Origin of the sequence: Pseudomonas sp. NPDC087614, assembly GCF_044743485.1 — a bacterium.
Taxonomy (GTDB): Bacteria; Pseudomonadota; Gammaproteobacteria; order Pseudomonadales; family Pseudomonadaceae; genus Aquipseudomonas; species Aquipseudomonas baetica_A.
Map to the genome: position 1 here is coordinate 1 of NZ_JBIUWN010000056.1, position 17,670 is coordinate 17,670.

Here is a 17,670-nt window from a genome sequence, read left to right on the forward strand (position 1 = left end):
GGCACTGTGATGTTGAACCCGGATCGGCAGCAGCAGACCGAGAAAAGAGCGGCATAGTTAGACGGCGACGCGACAACAACCTTGAAAAACGCCGACAGCCCTCCAAATTAGCCAAGATAGTGGACACCATTTTTTAGTGGACACTATCTTGGATACCGTTGCCCTAGCCCGTCGAACCGGCCGCCGCCCCAACTTCCCGCTGGCGTTCAAACGCCAAGTCGTCGAGGCGACCCTCCAGCCTGGCGCCTCCGTGTCGTTGATCGCTCGTGAGCATGACGTCAATGCCAACCTGGTGTTTCGCTGGCGGCATCAATATCAGGAAGGGGTATTCGGCGCCGTCAGCCAGAGCGCAACGCTTCTGCCCGTCCAGGTGATGGAGGCGCCAATCGATCTGCCGCACGTCGTCCAGCCACAGGCGGAGTGTCATTCCGAGATCGCAGTTGAGGTCGGAAAAGCCAAGTTGCGTATCATGGGCGCACCCGATCCGCAGACGCTGCAATTCGTCTTGCAGCAGTTGCTGCGATGATTGCCCCGCCCGCTGGAACCCGTATATGGATCGCCGCCGGCGTCACGGATATGCGCCGTGGCTTCGATGGTTTAGCGGCACTGGTGCAGACACAGTTGGAAGCCGACCCGTTTTCCGGTCAGATATTTGCCTTTCGCGGACGGCGCGGTGACCGGATCAAGCTGTTGTGGTGGGATGGCGACGGCTTGTGTCTGTTTTGCAAACGGTTGGAACAAGGGCGCTTCGTCTGGCCGCAAGCAACCAGCGGCAGCGTGTCGCTGACGCCTGCGCAGTTATCGATGCTGTTGGAAGGCATTGATTGGCGCAGGCCAATTCGTACAGCGCCTGTCCTCGCAGTCTGACTTGCCGCGCTGAAAAAATCCCCAGTAACATGCGGTCATGACTCTCGTGACCGACTCCCTGCCGAACGATCTTCAAGCCTTGAAGACTCTGGTCTCTGCCCAGCGGGCAGAGATTGAGCGCTTGAAAATGATGATCGCCAAGCTGCGTCGTACGCAGTTCGGTCGCAGCTCCGAGCAACTGGACGCGATGATCGATCAACTCCAGTTGAGCCTCGAAGAGCTGCAAGTCAGCCAAGCCGAAATGACAACGCCAGTCGAACCGGCACCTCGCGCAGTTTCGCGCCGCAAACCATTGCCCGAACACCTGCCTCGCGAAACTCACGTGCATCAGCCCGAGTCGCAATGCACGGGCTGCGGTGGGAAGCTTCGCTATTTGGGTGAGGATGTGTCCGAAGTGCTGGAGTACGTTCCGGCACGTTTCAAAGTTATTTGCCATGTCCGTCCGAAGTGGGTCTGTCGCTGCTGCGAGCACATCGCCCAGGTGCCGGCGCCGAGTCGTCCGATAGCCCGAGGCCTTGCAGGCCCGGGGTTGTTGGCCCATGTGCTGGTCTCCAAGTTTGTTGATCATTTGCCGTTGTATCGGCAGTCCGAGATCTACGCCCGTGAGGGCGTCGAGCTGGAGCGCTCAACCCTGGCCGACTGGGTGGGCCAGAGCAGTCAGTTGCTCAGGCCGCTGATCAACGCCCTTGAGCACCACGTCATGAGCGGTCACAAAGTCCATGCAGACGACACGCCGATTGGCGTGCTCGCGCCGGGCAACGGCAAGACCAAAACGGCTCGCCTGTGGACATACGTGCGGGACGACCGGCCTGCGGGTGACTCGACACCGGCGGCGGTCTGGTTTGCCTACTCGTCGGATCGCAAGGGGCAACATCCGCGCGCTCATCTCAAGGGCTTTAGCGGGATCTTGCAGGCTGACGGCTACGCCGGTTTTGCTCAGCTGTATGCGACGGGCACTATTGAGGAAGCTGCATGCTGGGCTCACGCCCGGCGCAAGTTTTACGATGTCTACAAAGACTTGGCTTCACCCCTTGCCGCCGAGGCGCTGCAACGGATTGCAGCCCTGTATGCCATCGAAAGCGAGATCCGAGGGCAGCCGCCTAACCTGCGAAAAACGGTTCGGCAAAGTCGGGCCAGTCCGCTGCTGGAGCACCTGCACGCATGGCTTAATCAGACGCTGACTCAACTGTCGAAAAAGTCGGCATTGGGCGGTGCAATCCTCTATGCCCTCAACCGGTGGCAGGCCTTAACGCGCTACTGCAATGACGGCCGAATCGAAATCGACAACAACGCCGCCGAACGGGCGCTACGCGCCGTCGCGCTGGGCCGCAAAAACTACCTGTTTGCCGGTTCCGATGCCGGCGGAGAACGAGCCGCTGCGATTTACAGCCTGGTGGGTACTGCCAAGCTAAACGGGTTAAACCCACAGGCCTATCTGGCCTACGTACTTGAGCACATTGCCGAACACCCGATCAATCGGGTGAGCGAGTTGCTGCCTTGGAACATTTCTTTGAATCACACTGAACACTGCGAGGCCGCCTGATCCATGGTTAAAACTGTCCGTTTACCCAAACCCGCCCCCGACCTGTTACTGCTGCACATCGAGCTGAAGTGGATCACTCCGAAGATTTGGCGTCGGTTCGCGGTGCCTGAAAACATCACCTTGGGCAAGCTGCACCATGTCATCCAGGTCGTGATGGGCTGGAGTGATAGCCATCTGCATGAGTTTGAAATTGCTGGTGAGAATTACGGCATGCCCGACCCTGATGGTTGGGGGCCGACGGTGAACCCGGAAGCCCGTAAAACGCTGATCAAGGCGCTGAACGGAAAGCGGACATTCAATTATCTCTACGACTTTGGTGACAGCTGGCATCACAGTATCAAGGTCGAAAAAACGCTACCCGCTGTTGCCTGTCCTCAGGTGCCGTACTGCATCGACGGCGCCAATGCTTGCCCACCGGAAGACGTGGGTGGCGGGCCTGGTTACGAGGAGTTTCTGGAGGCGATGGGCAACCCCGATCATCCAGAGCATGACGCCATGGTTGAATGGCATGGCGATGTTTTTGATCCGGCGACATTTGAGTGCGAGCGCGTGAACCAGTGGTTTAAACGGATTAAGGTTTGAGTTGCAAGGCGGTGTAGCTCGGACGCTTACCAATAATTTGCCTTGATCGTAGAGGCCTGTCGGACCGCCTCTTTTGACTGCGAAATTGCACTCCACTTGACCACCCGTTTGCATTCGACCTGACCACCGATCGCATCGGATTTGACCAGCACGCTTTGTAACCATGATCGGCAGAGAACGGCCAAAAGCAGACATTCGAGCCACTAGCCAAATACACTATTGCGAAGATCGCACTCAAAATTTTGGTGCAACTGTTCAGGCAGGAAAAACGGAGGATTCATGAGTCTTGATCTGTGCTTGGAAGCTGATAGTACGCTCACAATTTCAGTGCTGAAAAGCGCCCTTGAGAATGCGGGGGCTTGGGAAGTAGAGGTAGCGGGTATTGGTTTGTCCGCTGTATTTGCCTCGGGGCTTAGATTGAGCGGCGGTGATGTAAAAGATGACTCTACGATTTATGCTGAGAATACAAAGGGTATGGACTTTCCTGTCGCTTTGCGTTGCACCATCAGAATAAAAGGACCCGAACCTAAGGGGGAATCGTCTATGGAAGATTTGAATAAAATTGCTCAATCCATATCTCAGTCGTGTTCGGCCTTCTTTCTTATTAGCTTTCAATTCGAAGAAATCTTGTACTGGCGGGATGCGACAGGGCTACATCGTCATTAAGATCGTCGTCTGCGCTTCTTCTTCCAGCCATTTCTGAATGATTTTTTTCGGACGGAAACACTTCTGATTTTAAAGGGGGCGCATCTAGCCGGATTCGGTCGGTCGTGTAAGGCAGCTATCGGCCAATAGCGGTCGCCCAACTGCTTCACCCTCGCTTAAGGACCAGCCAAGTGATATACCGCGCTTAGGTCTAATGCATGACACAAACAGGCAGTCACATGATGCGATTCTCAATTTATAGCGGATTGGTTTTGGTGGGCTACTCGGCGCTCGATTACGGAGATCCCCCGATGGGCGTTGCTTTTGGCCAATTCGAACCTGCCGATGGGTACGCAGCTATCCAGAACCAGTGCTCCACGAACCATCACGACCAGACCGTTCTGGATCTTTCTGTCCAGACCGAAGCGGGTCTGGTCATTCCATGTGCGGGTCTGGCCATCCTGGATTACTCCGAAGAGCTCGCGCCACCGTGCATCGAAGTGAACATTTTCGGCATTCCACATCCGCTCTATGGCGAGCTGTTTCCTCAGCACGTCACCCTGTATGAGCGTCAATTCAGCTAATCGGAATGTCCCGCCGATGTCCGCTTCGGGTTGTGGACTCAACCGGCCATTAGCTGTCCTTCACGAAGGGCAGCTTTGGGTCGAAAACGGACATTTACGAATGGCTGCTTATGGCCGTTTTCTGCCTCTCGCGACCAGCGGAAAACGGCCAGGAGCGGGCATTCGAAAGTTGTATATTCGCAGCCACGTTATTGTCAGAAATCGAAAGTAACCTATGGAAATAAAGCATGGATTTGGTTGAGCTCGCACCTGCGGCATACCACATAGAAGACGGCTACTGGCATCTGCTCAAAGCAGAGAATGGCGCAGTTTATATTCTCGTCGAGTGTGAAGCGTCTTTCGTGAGTTACGAATGCCTGATCAAGCTCAACGACGAGGAATTGCGTGACTACCACGGCTTGGGCTGGCTGTCCATTCAGCACCTGGCTAACCGAATCAATTACTTCGTCGGTGATTACAACGGTAGAAAAATCACCGGGCCTTTGCTTGAAGAAGCCATTCAGGCTTCGAAGCAATAGTCATCTCAAGACATTTGGTGGATGTTAGTCAGCCCGCGACTGGATGACCCCAGGTCGGAATCGGTCGGTCATGAAAATCCGCTCCCGGCCGAGGTCTTCACTCTAAGAACGACCGCCTGAACGCTAGACATTGACGCCATGCATAATTATCCGACCATCATATCCACAGCTAATCCAGTGACCGTCACAGATTGGAAGAACATCGGTTGCAAAGTTGACGTGTTGCCCAATGACACCACCCTGCCGTGAAAGCAGGTCCCATCGGCTTACGAATCCATCCTCGCCGCACGTCAGCAGGACGTGCCTGGCTTCGAATCGCACACGCCGGACCGGCCCGTCGTGTACGGCAAGGAAATCCATACGCTTCAGTATCGGGTTACACGTCAGCAGGTGCACCGAACCGTGAAGGTCACCCGCAGCCAGAATGACGTCACCATCAGTATCTAGCCAGCTCGCCAGAGTCCTCAGGGGGTGGCCCAGGTCAATCACATGCATGCACTCTGACACGTCGGGCTGCCACAGCCTGACCGTCCCATCCTCGGACGCGGTGGCGAAACCGCCGTCACCCAAAGGTGCGATCCCCCAGATCCAGCAGGCGTGGGCCTGACGCCTGGCCGCGGCACCTGTCGTCAGGTCCCAGACTGTCACGTGACCGTCAGCGGCCCCGGTAACGAGGCGGCCACAGCCTAACCTTGCCGAGGACAGCACAGCCGACTCCGATGTGCCGATCACCTTTGACTGCCCGGTCGCCAAGGACCAATGCCGGATCGTACGGTCCCGCGAGTGCGAAACAAGCTCACCAGGCGCAGATTGCACCAGACCCAGAATGGATTGTGTATGGCCTTCAAGCTGCCCTGAACACTTGCCCTCGCGATCCCAAAGCCGGATGGTTGCGTCACGCCCGGCGCTTGCAAAGCCCATGTCGCCAAGGTCGGCAAGCGCCCATAGGTATCCGCGGTGACCCGGCTGGAAGGGACCTTCAACTTCCGGGGGATGCTCTGGCTCGTACATCAGATCACTGCGCATGACGTATTTCTGCCCAGAGTCCACTAAAGCACCGGCGTGCCAGAGCGTGTGGTCGAAGACGATAAGGCTACCCTTGCGGGGCCGCAGACGCAGCGTGGAATCCCGGTTTGCCATGGCCGCGGAACGCCCCTCAAAGAACACCGTCTCTCCGCCGCTGAATGCATCATCGTTCAGATAAATCATGAAGGTCAGGCGCGACTGCTTGCTCTGGCGATGGTGTACACCGTCTTGATGAGCGCGGAACTGAGTGCCGGGCCGGTAGCGACAAAAGCGCAACCGCTCATTGACGCCGACCAGACGCCATCCGTCTTCATCGATCACTGTGCCGAGCCTCGGCATCCGCGAGGCGCAGTGCATCAAGCGTTCGAACAGTCGCTCGGCCAGAGCCGGGTCGTCTGCCACGATCCGGTCATTATCGCGGTAGGAGGGTGGATAGTCAGATCCTGCGCTGGCGAATCCATGCTTCTCGGTGGCTTCTATCAACGACTCGCACTCGCTTGCCGAGAGAAATCCGTGAACCAGAACACACCGCACCGTGTCATCCAGCGGTAGTTCGACGGAGGCCGGTGTGACAGCGGCGCCGGCCGTCAGTCTTTCAGCGAAGGAATTCATCGCACGCTCCAAAGCTGTTCTCATGACCGCCAAAACGGGGCGGGTTTGTTTTCAGCAATTTTCAGAAAATAAATCCGTCCTCTTTATTGAGGATCGATGGCTCTTGGCCGAAAGCAGCCATTCACGAACGACCTCTTTCGGCCAAAAGCGGCCCTTCATACTAGCGGAGAAGGCGGCATCTCACTACGCTCGAGTAATCACATGGAAGGAACAGTTTGAATGGATTACCTGATTCGGAACGCAATAAACGCGGATGCCCCAGCTATCAGTCGGGTCATCATTGGTACCCTGCGAGGGTCTAATGCACAGGACTATTCATCCGACGTTATCAACCAAGTGGAGCAAAGCTTTTCTCCACAGGCGATCCTTCGTTTGTTGACGCAACGTCAGGTTTTCGTAGCAACACTCGGAAGTCATGTCGTTGCAACGGCCAGTCTTGAACAAGACGTTGTACGAAGTGTGTTTGTCGAACCTGCCTATCAAGGAAGGGGCATCGGACGTCAGTTGATGAAAAGAATTCAATCAATCGCCATAGCCGGAGGAATCAACGAGCTGCGCATCCCCTCTTCTATAACTGCTGAAGGCTTTTATGCTTCGCTTGGCTTTAAAAAAGTCCGAGACGTATTTCACGAGTCCGAACGCACGATCATCATGTCGAAGACATTGGCTCAATAGCTTTACTGTCGGTGTTCAGATGGCAGCTTTGGGTCCAGGCTGTGTGAAAACGTCAGCGTCGATAGGGACGGGGCGTCTCTACGTGAAGTCCTTAGATATACGGAATCATCTTCACTGCTCTGGAGGTCAGTTCTTACGACATTGGTTAAAGGATTTCTTGAGTTCATCGGTATCATTCCACTCTCGCCCCTCTCAAGTCAGGTCATGCCATGAACCAAAACCCTATGGAATCCTGCCCCCGCTGTGGATCGGTCCAACACGTCAGACCAAAGGGAATTCTGATAGGAGCAGCAAGCCCAAAAAAACGCTTCAATGGGGAAGAAAAAGCAGGCTATCAACGCTTGGATCAGCTAGCAGTTGATGAATGCAAGCCTGCCCTTCTGAAAGCAGCGCCGCTGGAGCAACTGATTGATGGGTTTTATTGCGACCATTGCGGGGTGGGTTTTGTAACAAGCGAGATTGTACAAGGTGTCGACCGAACATCGCTCTAGAGACGATGGCGGGGGTTGTTTAGATCGAAACGGCTTTTCATGACAGGCAGCAGTCGAGCAGACCGGGTGAAAACGCCAGTGCTTGTCTAATCTTTTGATCGTCTAGATCGTATCGAGGACGATCATGAAGCGATTCATTGAAGGCGAGGCCCGGACGCAAGTGACTTTGCTGCCGGAGTGCCTGGACGATTACGTAACCGAAGAAAATCCAGTGCGCGTGGTCGATGTTTTCGTCGACGAACTCGACCTAGGCGCACTTGGTTTTGAGGGCGTCGATCCTGCCGCAACGGGTCTTCCGGCCTACCACCCAGCGGTGTTGCTGAAAATCTATATCTACGGCTACCTCAATCGGATTCAGTCAAGCCGCCGGCTTGAGCGAGAGGCCGAGCGCAACGTCGAGTTGATGTGGCTAACGGGGCGTTTGGCTCCGGACTTCAAAACCATTGCCGACTTTCGCAAAGACAACGGCAAAGCCATTCGCAGCGTATGCCACCAGTTCGTAGTGCTTTGCCGCAACCTCAACCTCTTCTCTCAGTCGATCATCGCCATCGACGGCAGCAAATTCAAAGCCGTCAACAACCGTGACCGTAACTTCACCCAGGGAAAAGTGAAGGCACGCATGCAGCAGATCGAGCAGAGCATTAATCGATATTTGGCGGCGATGGATTCGGCGGATCGGGCAACGCCCGAAGTGGCCGAGGCTAAAGCAGAGCGGCTTAAAGAAAAGATCGAAACACTGAAAAAGCAGATGCAAAAACTCAAGGAAATCGAGGCGCAGCTCCACGAAAGTCCAGACTAGCAGATTTCCCTCACAGATCCTGATGCACGCTCAATGGCCACGAGCGGCCGAGGCACAGGAACGGTCGGCTACAACGTACAAACAGCGGTCGACGACAAACACCATCTGATCGTTGCCCATGAGGTGACCAACGTTGGTAATGATCGTGGGCAACTGAGCAATATGGCGAGCCAGGCGCGTGAAGAAATCGAGGCTGAGTCGCTAACAGTGGTGGCCGGCCGAGGCTATTACAAAGGTCTCGAAATCCTTGCTTGCGAGCAAGCCGGCATCACTACTTTCGTGCCGAAACCCCTGACATCAGGCAGCAAAGCCGAAGGCCGATTTGGTAAGCAGGACTTCATCTATCTTGCGGCGTCGGACGAGTATCGATGCCCTGCGGGGCAGTTACTAACCAGACGGCATTCGTCGATGGAAGACGGCATGTTATTGCATTGTTACTACTTCTCGGGCTGCCAGTCGTGCTCAATGCAAAAGCAATGTACGACGGGTAAGGAGCGCCGTGTGACGCGCTGGGAACATGAGGCTGTAGTCGACGCGATGCAGGATCGGCTAGAACATGATCCGGCGATGATGAGGGTTCGTCGACAGACTGTTGAACATCCTTTCGGAACGCTCAAGTACTGGATGGGAAGTACCCACTTCCTGACCAAAACCCTGCCGAGGGTGAGCACTGAGATGAGCCTTCATGTGCTCGCCTACAACCTCAAACGAATGATGAGCATCTTCGGCATCGCAGAACTACTTGAGGCGATCAGGGCGTGAACTCAGCCGCTTGGCAAGCCAGTTAGAAGCCGTTTGGGCCGCTGACGCGGCCCAAACGGCATTACTAACGTCTATGTCCCTGACTAAGCTAATTCGCGCTTCCGCCCGCTGATTCCATAGGCAACCCTCGCGACTCTCAGTTTTCGAGGTATTTAGCGCGTTTTCACACAGCCTGGGTCGTTCTCTGCCGGTCATGCCCACGCATGCATGATGGTCAAATCCGATGCAAATGATTGGTCAGGTCGAATGCAAATGGGTGGGCAAGTCTGTGCAATTACGCATTTGACTCAAGAGCGATCTGCTGCACATTTGCAGCAATGGCGTTGTAGCGTTCGAGCAGAGCCTTGTCTCGCTTGGTCTGAACCTCCAGAAATCCCTCGATTTTCGCCGACACAGATTGGACCCGAGCATCCATCCTTGCCTCAATGGTCTCGATCCTGGCGTTGAATTCTTCACGGCTGAAAGCGCTCATGGCTTGAGTGTCGGGATCTGTGTTCGATGTGTTGATACGTTGATATTGCTCAAATTCCCTGGCTTTCAATCCGATCCCCTTCCTTGGGTGACCGATACCTTTCCTGGCTCATCTCTCAAAAAGCGAGTGTTGTATCACCGCGAGCTGCAACAACCATGGAGCCCCTCCCCAACACCCACAAGCCAGCGAATTCTGCTCTGGGTGTAGGCCGTTTCGTCAGGCTACGTAGCTTCTCCAAAGCCACTCAGCGCTCACTCATTCTCCCGCGCAAACGCTTCGACAATCTGCTCGATCACGGCCCTTACCCGCGCCGTATGGCGCAAGTCTGCGTGGGTCACCAGCCACACTTCATAGGGTTGTGGGCGATTGCGCGCCGGCCAGAGGTTGACGAGGCCATCACGTTCGCCCATGTAAACAGGGATTTCTCCTACACCCAGGCTCGCCGCAATCGAGCGACGCACCAACAAGCTGGAACTCAGGCTGGCGACGATTCGCCCGCGATGCAACGGCTCGCAGACCAGTGTCATGTCCTTGTTACCCTTTAGATAGGGTTCGTAAACCACCAGGTCATGCCCCTCAAACGCCTTACCCTGCTGAGGGATACCCTTGGCGTCGATATACGCCTGTGACGCAAACAATCCCACCGGCCAGCGGGCAATCCGCCGAGCGATCAGGTCTGGATTGTCGGGACGGGTGTTGCGCACGGCGATATCCGCCTCGCGTTTGGCCAAGCTGAGGATCTGCGTGGAAGCATCCAGTTGCACGCGCACGTCCGGGTGCTGTTCGTGCAGTCGGGCGATGGCCGGGATCAGGAAATCGATGGCCAGCGAATCGGTGGTGCTGACGCGCACGTTGCCGGTCAGGCGATCGTCCAGGCCCTGAATCTGCCGCTCCAGCTCCAGCGCCGAGTGCTCCATTTTTTCGACGCTTTTAAGCGCCGCTTCGCCGACCGCTGTCAACGCGTAACCGTCGGAGGTGCGCAAAAACAACGTCGCACTCAGCGACTTTTCCAACGCCGTGATCCGTCGTCCGACAGTCGCCTGATCCACGCCCAGTACCCGCGCCGCGCCGCGTAACGTCGACTCCCTGCATACCGCGAGAAATACCCGCGCATCGTCCCAATTCATCTTGCCTCCTGATGATGCAGATATGCATCAATACGTTGCCAACTCGCTGCACCAGCGCAGCAACAATAGCCGATATGCTGAGCGCCATATACCTCTCAGGATCGCTCCCATGCGTACATCATCCTCAGCGTTACCGATCTTCGCCGGACTCTGCGCCAGCCTGGTCGGCATCGGCCTGGCGCGCTTCGCCTACACACCGTTGATTCCCTCGCTGATTCAGGCGCAGTGGTTTTCTGCCAACGACGTGGTCTATCTCGGCGCGGCCAATCTGGTCGGTTACCTGATCGGCGCCCTGCTCGGCCGGCCGATAGCTAGGCAACTTGGCAATAAAAACGCCCTGCGCCTGATGATGCTGCTGGTCACCGCCGCGTTTTTTGCCTGTGCGTTTCCGTTGTCGGTGGGCTGGTTCTTTGGCTGGCGTTTGCTGTCAGGGATTACCGGTGGCGCGATCATGGTGCTGGTGGCCGCGACCGTCCTGCCCCATGTGCCGGCGTCCCGTAAAGGGCTGGCCAGCGGCGCAATCTTCCTCGGTATCGGCCTGGGGATTGCCGGTTCCGGGACAATCGTGCCGCCGCTGCTGAGCCTGGGCCTGCAGGCCACCTGGTTGGGGCTGGGCGGTTTGTCGTTGTTGCTGACCGCACTGAGCTGGTTTGGCTGGCCCGCTGATTTACCGCATGCGATTGCGACTCACGAGGTTGTGCCGGTTGAGCCAACACCTCCCGCCGTCTATTTGCTGTTCGGCCAATATGCGTTCATGGCCGCAGGTTTGGTGCCGGCCATGGTTTTTCTGGTGGATTACGTGGCTCGCGGGCTCGGTGCCGGGGCGCATATGGGTGCACGGGTGTGGGTCATGTATGGCCTGGGCGCGATTGTCGGGCCGGTGAGTTATGGTTTTCTCGCTGATCGACTTGGCGCGCGGACAGGCATCCGGCTGGTATTGATGGTGCAGGTGATTGCGCTGGGGCTGCTGGCGTTTTCCCACACCTTCATGGCCCTGGCCGTGCTGGCGGTGATTATCGGCTCATTCCCACCCGGTATCGTGCCACTGGCCTTGGCCCGTGTGCATGAACTGGTGCCGGATCATCATCGCCAGCAAATCGCCTGGAGCCGCGCCACCGTATCGTTTGCCACGTTCCAGGCGCTGGCCGGGTTTGCCTATTCGGCGTTGTTCAATGCCACAGGTGGCCATCACGCCTGGCTTTTCATGATCGCCGCGGGCGCGATCACGGTGGCAATTTTGCTGGAGCATGCCCCGAAATGGCTACCCTCTTCGCCTAAACCGCGGTTCTGTGAAAATTGAACGGAATCATTACCGGCAGGCCGCGCTCCCATCTATAGAACCTCTGGCAACAGGAATCCAAATGTCCTTACCCAACGAAATGACTCGCATCGAAATCACTGAACCCGGTGGCCCCGATGTTCTGCAAGCCAAACACGTACCGTTGCCGGTCGCCGCTGAGGGTGAAGTGCTGATCCGCGTTCACGCCGCCGGCATCAACCGACCAGACGCCTTGCAACGCGCCGGCAAATACCCGATGAAGCCCGGAATGAACCCGATTCCCGGTCTTGAAGTAGCCGGCGAAGTGGTCGCGCTCGGGGCCGGTGTCAGCCAGTTTGAGCTTGGCGACAGCGTTTGCGCGCTGACCAATGGCGGCGGTTATGCCGAATATTGCGCAGTACCGGCCGGCCAGACCCTGCCAATCCCCGCCGGGATTGATTGGGTGCAGGCCGCCGCGATCCCGGAAACCTTTTTTACCGTGTGGGCCAACCTGTTCGGCCTAGGTGGTGCCAGCAGCGGGCAACGTGCGCTGATTCACGGTGGCACCAGCGGTATCGGCACCACCGCGCTGATGCTGTGTCGTGAGTTCGGCATTGAGGCGTTTGCCACGGCCGGTAGCGCCGAGAAATGCGCAGTGATCCGTAAGCTGGGCGGTCAGGCAATCAACTATCGCGAAGAGAATTTCGCTGACGTCATCGCCGAGAAAACTGCCGGTCAAGGCGTGAATATCGTTCTCGACATCATGGGCGCCTCCTACCTCAACGCAAACATCAGCGCCCTGGCGATGGATGGACGAGTGGTGATGCTCGGTTTCCTTGGCGGCGCCCGGGCCAATGACATTGACCTACTGGCAATCCTCGGCAAACGCGCCGTTGTAACGGGTTCTCTGCTGCGCGCACGCACCGCTGCCGAGAAAGCCGCGATCGCCGATCAACTGCGCGAACACGTATGGCCGGTGCTGGCCGACGGACGCTGTCTGCCGATGGTCGACAAGGTCTACTCACTGACCGACGCGGCCAAAGCCCATGCCCACATGGAAGCCGGCGATCACATCGGCAAAATCGTGCTTCGCGTGGACTGAGCCGCCGCAGCATTTTGTAATCGTTGCACACGGGCGATGGTCGAAAATGTCGTGCACAGACCGAGGCATCTGGTAAAAAGCGTTCTTTGTCTGCGCAGTGGTGAACCGTTTAATGTTCCTTTCCTTCATGACCCGCCTGCGACGTCGCCGCTTGGCATTCGCCTGCATGGCCGCGCTTATTATCGGCGTGCCGGCGAGTTGTGCCGTGCTGGAACATACCGAGCGCAAACTGCTGTTTCGCATCGAACCGGGCACGGCGGGTTGGTATCACGGCTTGCCCGGCAGCGTGCAGGAACTCGATCTGCAACCCAAACGTTTCAAGGCCGGGCAAAACATTCATGCCTGGTGGTGGCCTGCAGAACGCAAGAATGCCCCGGCCATCCTCTATCTGCATGGCGTGCGCTGGAACCTCACCGGGCAATTGTTCCGCATCGAGCAACTGCGCGCAGCGGGCTATTCGGTGCTGGCCATTGATTACCGTGGGTTCGGCAAGAGCAAGGGTGATCTGCCGTCCGAAAGCAGTGTTTATGAAGATGCGCGAGTGGCGTGGGAGCATTTCAAGCTGTTGCAACCGGATCCGAACAAACGCCTGATCTACGGTCACTCCCTCGGCGGTGCCGTGGCGATCGACCTGGCAGCCGAACTCGGGCAGGACGCCGCCCGCGATCACACGCCACTGCCCGTGCGCGGACTGGTGATCGAGTCCACGTTCACCTCTCTGGCGGATGTCGCCGCGGCGGTGGCCAACACCTCGCTGCCGGTGCGCTGGCTGCTGTCGCAGAAGTTCGATTCCATCGACAAGATCGCCGAGATTCATATGCCGCTGCTGGTGGTGCATGGCTTGGCCGATGCCTTAGTCCCCCCGCGTTTCAGCGAACAACTGTTCAACGCGGCACAGCAACCCAAACGCTTGCTGCTGGTGCCTGGAGCGACGCACAACAACAGCATGGCGTTGGGCGGGCAACATTATCGCAAGGCTATTGATGCGTTGATGCAAACCCAGCCCGCCCCTCGTATCGCCGGCCCCGCGACTGTGCGCAGCGCACGGGACACCTAACGATAACCACGCGCCTGTAAATCGAACAGTTGCGCGTAATGCCCGGCCGCGGCGATAAGCGCACCGTGGCCACCCTGTTCCAGAATCTTTCCTTGTTGCAGCACGATGATGTGATCGGCATTGCGCACGCTGGAAAAACGATGGGAAATCAGTAAGGTCATGCGCCCTGCCGTGTGCTGGCTGAAATGCTCAAACACCGCGGCTTCCGCCGCCGGGTCCAGGGCCGAGGTTGGCTCATCGAGGATCAGGATGTCGGCATCACGGCGCATATACGCCCGGGACAACGCAATCTTCTGCCATTGCCCGCCGGACAACTCCTGGCCACCGGCAAACCAGCGCCCCAACTGCGTGGCATAACCACGGTCGAGCCCTTCGATGAATGGCGCCGCCATCCCTTCGGCAGCGGCCTCCTTCCAGCGTTGTTGGTCGTTGAACGCCAGCGTATCGCCGACGCCGATGTTTTCCCCGACGCTGAACTGGTAGCGGATGTAATCCTGGAAAATCACGCCAATGCGACGGCGTAACGCGGTTTCCTGCCAATCCTGCAAATCGCTGCCATCGAGCAGAATGCGTCCTTGATCGGGACGGTATAGGCGGGTTAATAACTTGATCAGCGTGGTCTTGCCGGAACCGTTTTCCCCCACCAACGCCAGGCTGTTGCCCGGCACCAGATGCAGGTCAATGCTTTGCAGTGCCGGACGGCTGGCCCCCGGGTAACAGAAACCGACGTTTTCGAAACGCAGACCATCGCCCGGTTGCGCGCCGACGGTCAGGTGACCGGTATCGGCCAGCACCGGTTCAGCGAGGTATTGATAAAGACTCGTCAGGTACAGGCCGTCTTCGTACAGACCACTGATCGCGCTCAGGCTACTGCTCACAGCGCTCTGACCTTGCTTGAACAGCACCAGATACATGGTCATCTGGCCCAGACTGATGTCGCCCTGCACGGCATCGATCACCACCCAGGCGTAGGCCACGTAGAACGCCGCGGTGCCAAGCAATCCAAGACCGAAACCCCAGCCATCACGACGCAGCGTCAAGCGCCGGTCTTCGGCATAGAGTCTGGCGAACGTGTCGCGGTAGCGTTGCAGCAACAGCGGTGCGAAGCCGAACAGTTTGACCTCTTTGATATAGGCCTCGTGGGAAAGAAGCGTCTCGATGTAACTCTGCTGTCGACTCTCCGGCGCGCGACGGGTAAACAGGCGAAACGCATCACCGGAGAAATGCGCCTCGGCGAAAAACACCGGTAGCGCCCCGGCCACCAACAGCACCAAGGCCCACGGCGAAAAGTGCACCAGCAGCACGCCGAAGCTGATCAGCATGATCAGGTTCTGGATCAATCCCAGCGACTTCATGACCAACGCCAATGGCCGCGTCGAGGCTTCGCGGCGCACCCGCACCAGCTTGTCGTAGAACTCGGAGTTCTCGAACTGCACCAGTGAGAGGGTCTGCGCCTTCTCCAGAATCATCGTGTTGACCTTCTGGCCCAACTGCACCCGCAACAGCGACTGCTGCACCGACAGCGCCCGCTGTGTGCCGGACAACAACGCCAATACCCCCGCCTCCATCAGCACATATCGCAACACCGGCCACAGCGGCGCACTGCCGTGCTGCGCGTGCAGTTGCATCGCCGCGACCACGGCATCGACAATGCGCTGGCCCAACCACGCCGCCAGTGCCGGCAGCATCCCGGCAATCAGCGTCGCCAGCACCAGCCCCAGAAACAAACCTCGCGACGTCCCCCAGACCAACCGCAACGCACGCTGCGCTTGGTCGAACAAGGAAGTGACGCGGGAAAATGAAGGCATAGGACGTTGAACCCGGCAGGTGATGACAGTGCGCCATGGTACTCCAGCGCAACGATTGAAATTCATAGTGTGCGAATTCCTCGGCATACTGGCGTGCGCCAAACACCACGAAAAGGACTCAACGTGTTATCTCGCCCCAATGCCCTTTGGCTCTATTACCCTATCTGCTGGCTCGCGGCTCTGACGCTGCTGCTGCACAGCGCTTTTTATGACTGGAATCTGATGACACCGATCGATGTCGGTGGCACCTTCATGGGCGGCATGGGCGGGCAAATGTTTGTCAGTGCCTGGGTTCTGACCACAGTGGTTTTGTTGATAAGCCTGCTAGTGCGCTTGCCTGGATCGATCCATGCCTGCATCGCCGCAGGGCTTTTGCCACTTGGCATGGGCGCCTGGTGGCTAGTCAACTATCCAGACGATGCAGAACAACGGATCTACAGCATCAGCCCCCATGAAATCGGCAGCGCAATGTTGATCGGCGCAGGCTTGATGCTGTTCGGTCTTTTTTTGCGCTCAAGACTCAAGAAAAGCCACAGCAGCGGCCAGCCGTCCCGCTTCGCAATGATCGGCAGGTCTGTGGTGGCGGTTCTCATAGCCGTTGTTTTTATCGGCGCGCCGATCAAAATTGCCACGCACCTTGAGCTACCCCATTGCGCGTTCAGCAAGGAGGGTCAGCAATTGACCATATGCCTGGGTGACGACGAGCACGTCATCGTCGACTGAGTCGGGACTTGCCCGGGTCTTTTCATTTGAAAAACATCGGGAGAAACCCGCTCGATCCCGACGTCAAAACCTCTGCTATGTTTTAACCGCCCATCGTGGAACACGCTGTACAACCACTACTCCACGCCTGACTGCCAGGAACAAAGACATGAAAATCAACCCGTACCTGATCTTCAACGGCGACTGCCGAGAAGCCTTCACTTTTTATCAGCAAGCCCTGAGCGGCGAACTGGAGGCGATGACCTCTTTCGGTGAATCCCCCGCTGCGGAGCACGTTGCAGAAGAACATCGGCACCTGATCATCCACACCTGCCTGAAAGTCGGCGATCAGATGATCATGGCTTCGGACACCACGCCCGACCGCCCGACTCAGGGCATGAGTGGCTGTTCAATTTCCCTGAACGTCGACAGCATTGCCGAAGCCGAGCGGATATTTAACGCGCTGGCCAAGGACGGTCGCGTCGACATGCCGCTGGAAGCGACCTTCTGGGCCGCACGATTTGGCATGTTGGTGGATCGCTTTGGCGTGTCATGGATGGTCAATTGCGATAGCGATAAGTGAGTCTGCGTTTTCCACACCCATGAAAAAGCCCAACCGTTAAGGGTTGGGCTTTTGGCTTAACGCTGTGCCAGTTCATGCCGCACGCATTGTTCATAGTAGGTTTGCTTGATCGCCGCGGGTCTGAGCCGCGAGCTGCTGTTGTAGGTTTGCTCGGTGATGCCCATGGCGGTCATGCGCATCCATGGCTGCTGGAACTTGCGGGCCTGCAAGCGCTTGCGTGCACCGTACAGGGAGATTCCGGACAGTTTCGATTGCTGCGCACCGGCGGCGATATCGGCACCCCAGGTGCAGGCAAAGCGATGGTTTTTGCTCAATGCCCTTGCCTGAACCCCCGCGGCAAAGACAGCCAGGGAAAGCGTTGCAACGGTGATGACAATCGTCCGCATGTGGCCAACCTAACCTTTTGAAAAAAAGCGAGTTTGCCGTTCAAAGTGCAATCAGGGGGCCAGCAATTTGC

19 protein-coding genes and 1 pseudogene are annotated in these 17,670 nt (G+C 57.3%); 15 read left to right on the forward strand and 5 right to left on the reverse strand.

Features of this window, described 5'->3' with window-relative positions; all coding sequences use genetic code 11:
• Window positions 1-148: 148 nt before the first annotated feature.
• From tnpA to ACIOWA_RS19580, 7 genes are all read left to right on the forward strand, one after another.
• Window positions 149-526, forward strand: coding sequence for an IS66-like element accessory protein TnpA (gene tnpA / locus ACIOWA_RS19550; RefSeq protein ID WP_158636783.1), 378 nt, complete (start codon window positions 149-151; stop codon window positions 524-526).
• Entirely contained in the window at window positions 523-867 is a 345-nt protein-coding gene (tnpB, locus tag ACIOWA_RS19555) for an IS66 family insertion sequence element accessory protein TnpB (protein WP_034138746.1), read from the forward strand. Before tnpA ends, tnpB begins: the two co-directional genes overlap by 4 nt.
• A gap of 37 nt (window positions 868-904) precedes the next feature.
• Window positions 905-2,410 (forward strand): IS66 family transposase, encoded by a 1,506-nt coding sequence (gene tnpC / locus ACIOWA_RS19560; RefSeq protein WP_401161443.1) that lies wholly within the window; start codon window positions 905-907, stop codon window positions 2,408-2,410.
• Window positions 2,411-2,413: 3 nt separating this feature from the next.
• Window positions 2,414-2,992 carry a plasmid pRiA4b ORF-3 family protein gene (locus ACIOWA_RS19565; RefSeq protein ID WP_079443350.1) on the forward strand — a complete coding sequence of 193 codons (579 nt, stop codon included), beginning with the start codon at window positions 2,414-2,416 and terminating at the stop codon, window positions 2,990-2,992.
• A 279-nt stretch (window positions 2,993-3,271) separates the two neighbouring features.
• On the forward strand, window positions 3,272-3,658 hold the full coding sequence (locus tag ACIOWA_RS19570) for a hypothetical protein (protein ID WP_401161445.1): 387 nt from the start codon (window positions 3,272-3,274) through the stop codon (window positions 3,656-3,658).
• 290 nt (window positions 3,659-3,948) lie between these two features.
• Entirely contained in the window at window positions 3,949-4,221 is a 273-nt protein-coding gene (locus ACIOWA_RS19575; protein WP_033896791.1) for a hypothetical protein, read from the forward strand.
• A gap of 227 nt (window positions 4,222-4,448) precedes the next feature.
• Window positions 4,449-4,739: a hypothetical protein gene (locus ACIOWA_RS19580; protein ID WP_401161447.1), complete on the forward strand. Its 291-nt coding sequence runs from the start codon at window positions 4,449-4,451 to the stop codon at window positions 4,737-4,739.
• 123 nt (window positions 4,740-4,862) lie between these two features.
• Here ACIOWA_RS19580 and ACIOWA_RS19585 read toward each other — a convergent pair whose 3' ends face one another.
• Complete coding sequence (locus ACIOWA_RS19585) at window positions 4,863-6,377, reverse strand: 2OG-Fe(II) oxygenase (protein ID WP_401161449.1); 1,515 nt, start codon at window positions 6,375-6,377, stop codon at window positions 4,863-4,865.
• Window positions 6,378-6,596: 219 nt separating this feature from the next.
• Between ACIOWA_RS19585 and ACIOWA_RS19590 the strand changes: the two genes are divergently transcribed.
• From ACIOWA_RS19590 to ACIOWA_RS19600, 3 genes and pseudogenes are all read left to right on the forward strand, one after another.
• On the forward strand, window positions 6,597-7,052 hold the full coding sequence (locus ACIOWA_RS19590; protein ID WP_401161451.1) for a GNAT family N-acetyltransferase: 456 nt from the start codon (window positions 6,597-6,599) through the stop codon (window positions 7,050-7,052).
• A gap of 209 nt (window positions 7,053-7,261) precedes the next feature.
• Complete coding sequence (locus tag ACIOWA_RS19595) at window positions 7,262-7,543, forward strand: hypothetical protein (RefSeq protein ID WP_401161453.1); 282 nt, start codon at window positions 7,262-7,264, stop codon at window positions 7,541-7,543.
• A gap of 124 nt (window positions 7,544-7,667) precedes the next feature.
• Window positions 7,668-9,104 (forward strand): annotated as a pseudogene (locus ACIOWA_RS19600) (IS1182 family transposase).
• A 274-nt stretch (window positions 9,105-9,378) separates the two neighbouring features.
• Here ACIOWA_RS19600 and ACIOWA_RS19605 read toward each other — a convergent pair.
• Both ACIOWA_RS19605 and ACIOWA_RS19610 read right to left on the reverse strand, forming a co-directional pair.
• Window positions 9,379-9,645 (reverse strand): hypothetical protein, encoded by a 267-nt coding sequence (locus ACIOWA_RS19605; protein ID WP_401161455.1) that lies wholly within the window; start codon window positions 9,643-9,645, stop codon window positions 9,379-9,381.
• Window positions 9,646-9,827: 182 nt separating this feature from the next.
• Complete coding sequence (locus tag ACIOWA_RS19610) at window positions 9,828-10,703, reverse strand: LysR family transcriptional regulator (protein ID WP_401161457.1); 876 nt, start codon at window positions 10,701-10,703, stop codon at window positions 9,828-9,830.
• A gap of 109 nt (window positions 10,704-10,812) precedes the next feature.
• Here ACIOWA_RS19610 and ACIOWA_RS19615 point away from each other — a divergent pair, with 109 nt between their 5' ends.
• The 3 genes from ACIOWA_RS19615 (at window position 10,813) to ACIOWA_RS19625 (ending at window position 14,120) form a co-directional block, all read left to right on the forward strand.
• Window positions 10,813-12,003: a YbfB/YjiJ family MFS transporter gene (locus ACIOWA_RS19615; protein ID WP_339465668.1), complete on the forward strand. Its 1,191-nt coding sequence runs from the start codon at window positions 10,813-10,815 to the stop codon at window positions 12,001-12,003.
• Window positions 12,004-12,064: 61 nt separating this feature from the next.
• Window positions 12,065-13,063 (forward strand): NAD(P)H-quinone oxidoreductase, encoded by a 999-nt coding sequence (locus tag ACIOWA_RS19620; protein ID WP_401161459.1) that lies wholly within the window; start codon window positions 12,065-12,067, stop codon window positions 13,061-13,063.
• Between the two features lie 112 nt (window positions 13,064-13,175).
• Window positions 13,176-14,120, forward strand: coding sequence for an alpha/beta hydrolase (locus ACIOWA_RS19625; RefSeq protein WP_401161461.1), 945 nt, complete (start codon window positions 13,176-13,178; stop codon window positions 14,118-14,120).
• Here ACIOWA_RS19625 and ACIOWA_RS19630 read toward each other — a convergent pair.
• Window positions 14,117-15,928, reverse strand: a complete 1,812-nt coding sequence (locus ACIOWA_RS19630) for an ABC transporter ATP-binding protein (RefSeq protein WP_339495626.1) — start codon at window positions 15,926-15,928, stop codon at window positions 14,117-14,119. The genes ACIOWA_RS19625 and ACIOWA_RS19630 overlap by 4 nt on opposite strands.
• 6 nt (window positions 15,929-15,934) lie before the next feature.
• Between ACIOWA_RS19630 and ACIOWA_RS19635 the strand changes: the two genes are divergently transcribed.
• Window positions 15,935-16,651: a hypothetical protein gene (locus ACIOWA_RS19635; RefSeq protein WP_401161463.1), complete on the forward strand. Its 717-nt coding sequence runs from the start codon at window positions 15,935-15,937 to the stop codon at window positions 16,649-16,651.
• Between the two features lie 148 nt (window positions 16,652-16,799).
• The gene (locus ACIOWA_RS19640; RefSeq protein ID WP_339432551.1) at window positions 16,800-17,213 is read left to right on the forward strand and encodes a VOC family protein; all 414 of its coding nucleotides are present in this window, start codon (window positions 16,800-16,802) and stop codon (window positions 17,211-17,213) included.
• Between the two features lie 56 nt (window positions 17,214-17,269).
• Here the strand turns inward: ACIOWA_RS19640 and ACIOWA_RS19645 are convergent, their stop codons facing one another.
• Window positions 17,270-17,599 carry a hypothetical protein gene (locus tag ACIOWA_RS19645; protein WP_339432552.1) on the reverse strand — a complete coding sequence of 110 codons (330 nt, stop codon included), beginning with the start codon at window positions 17,597-17,599 and terminating at the stop codon, window positions 17,270-17,272.
• Window positions 17,600-17,670: the final 71 nt, after the last annotated feature.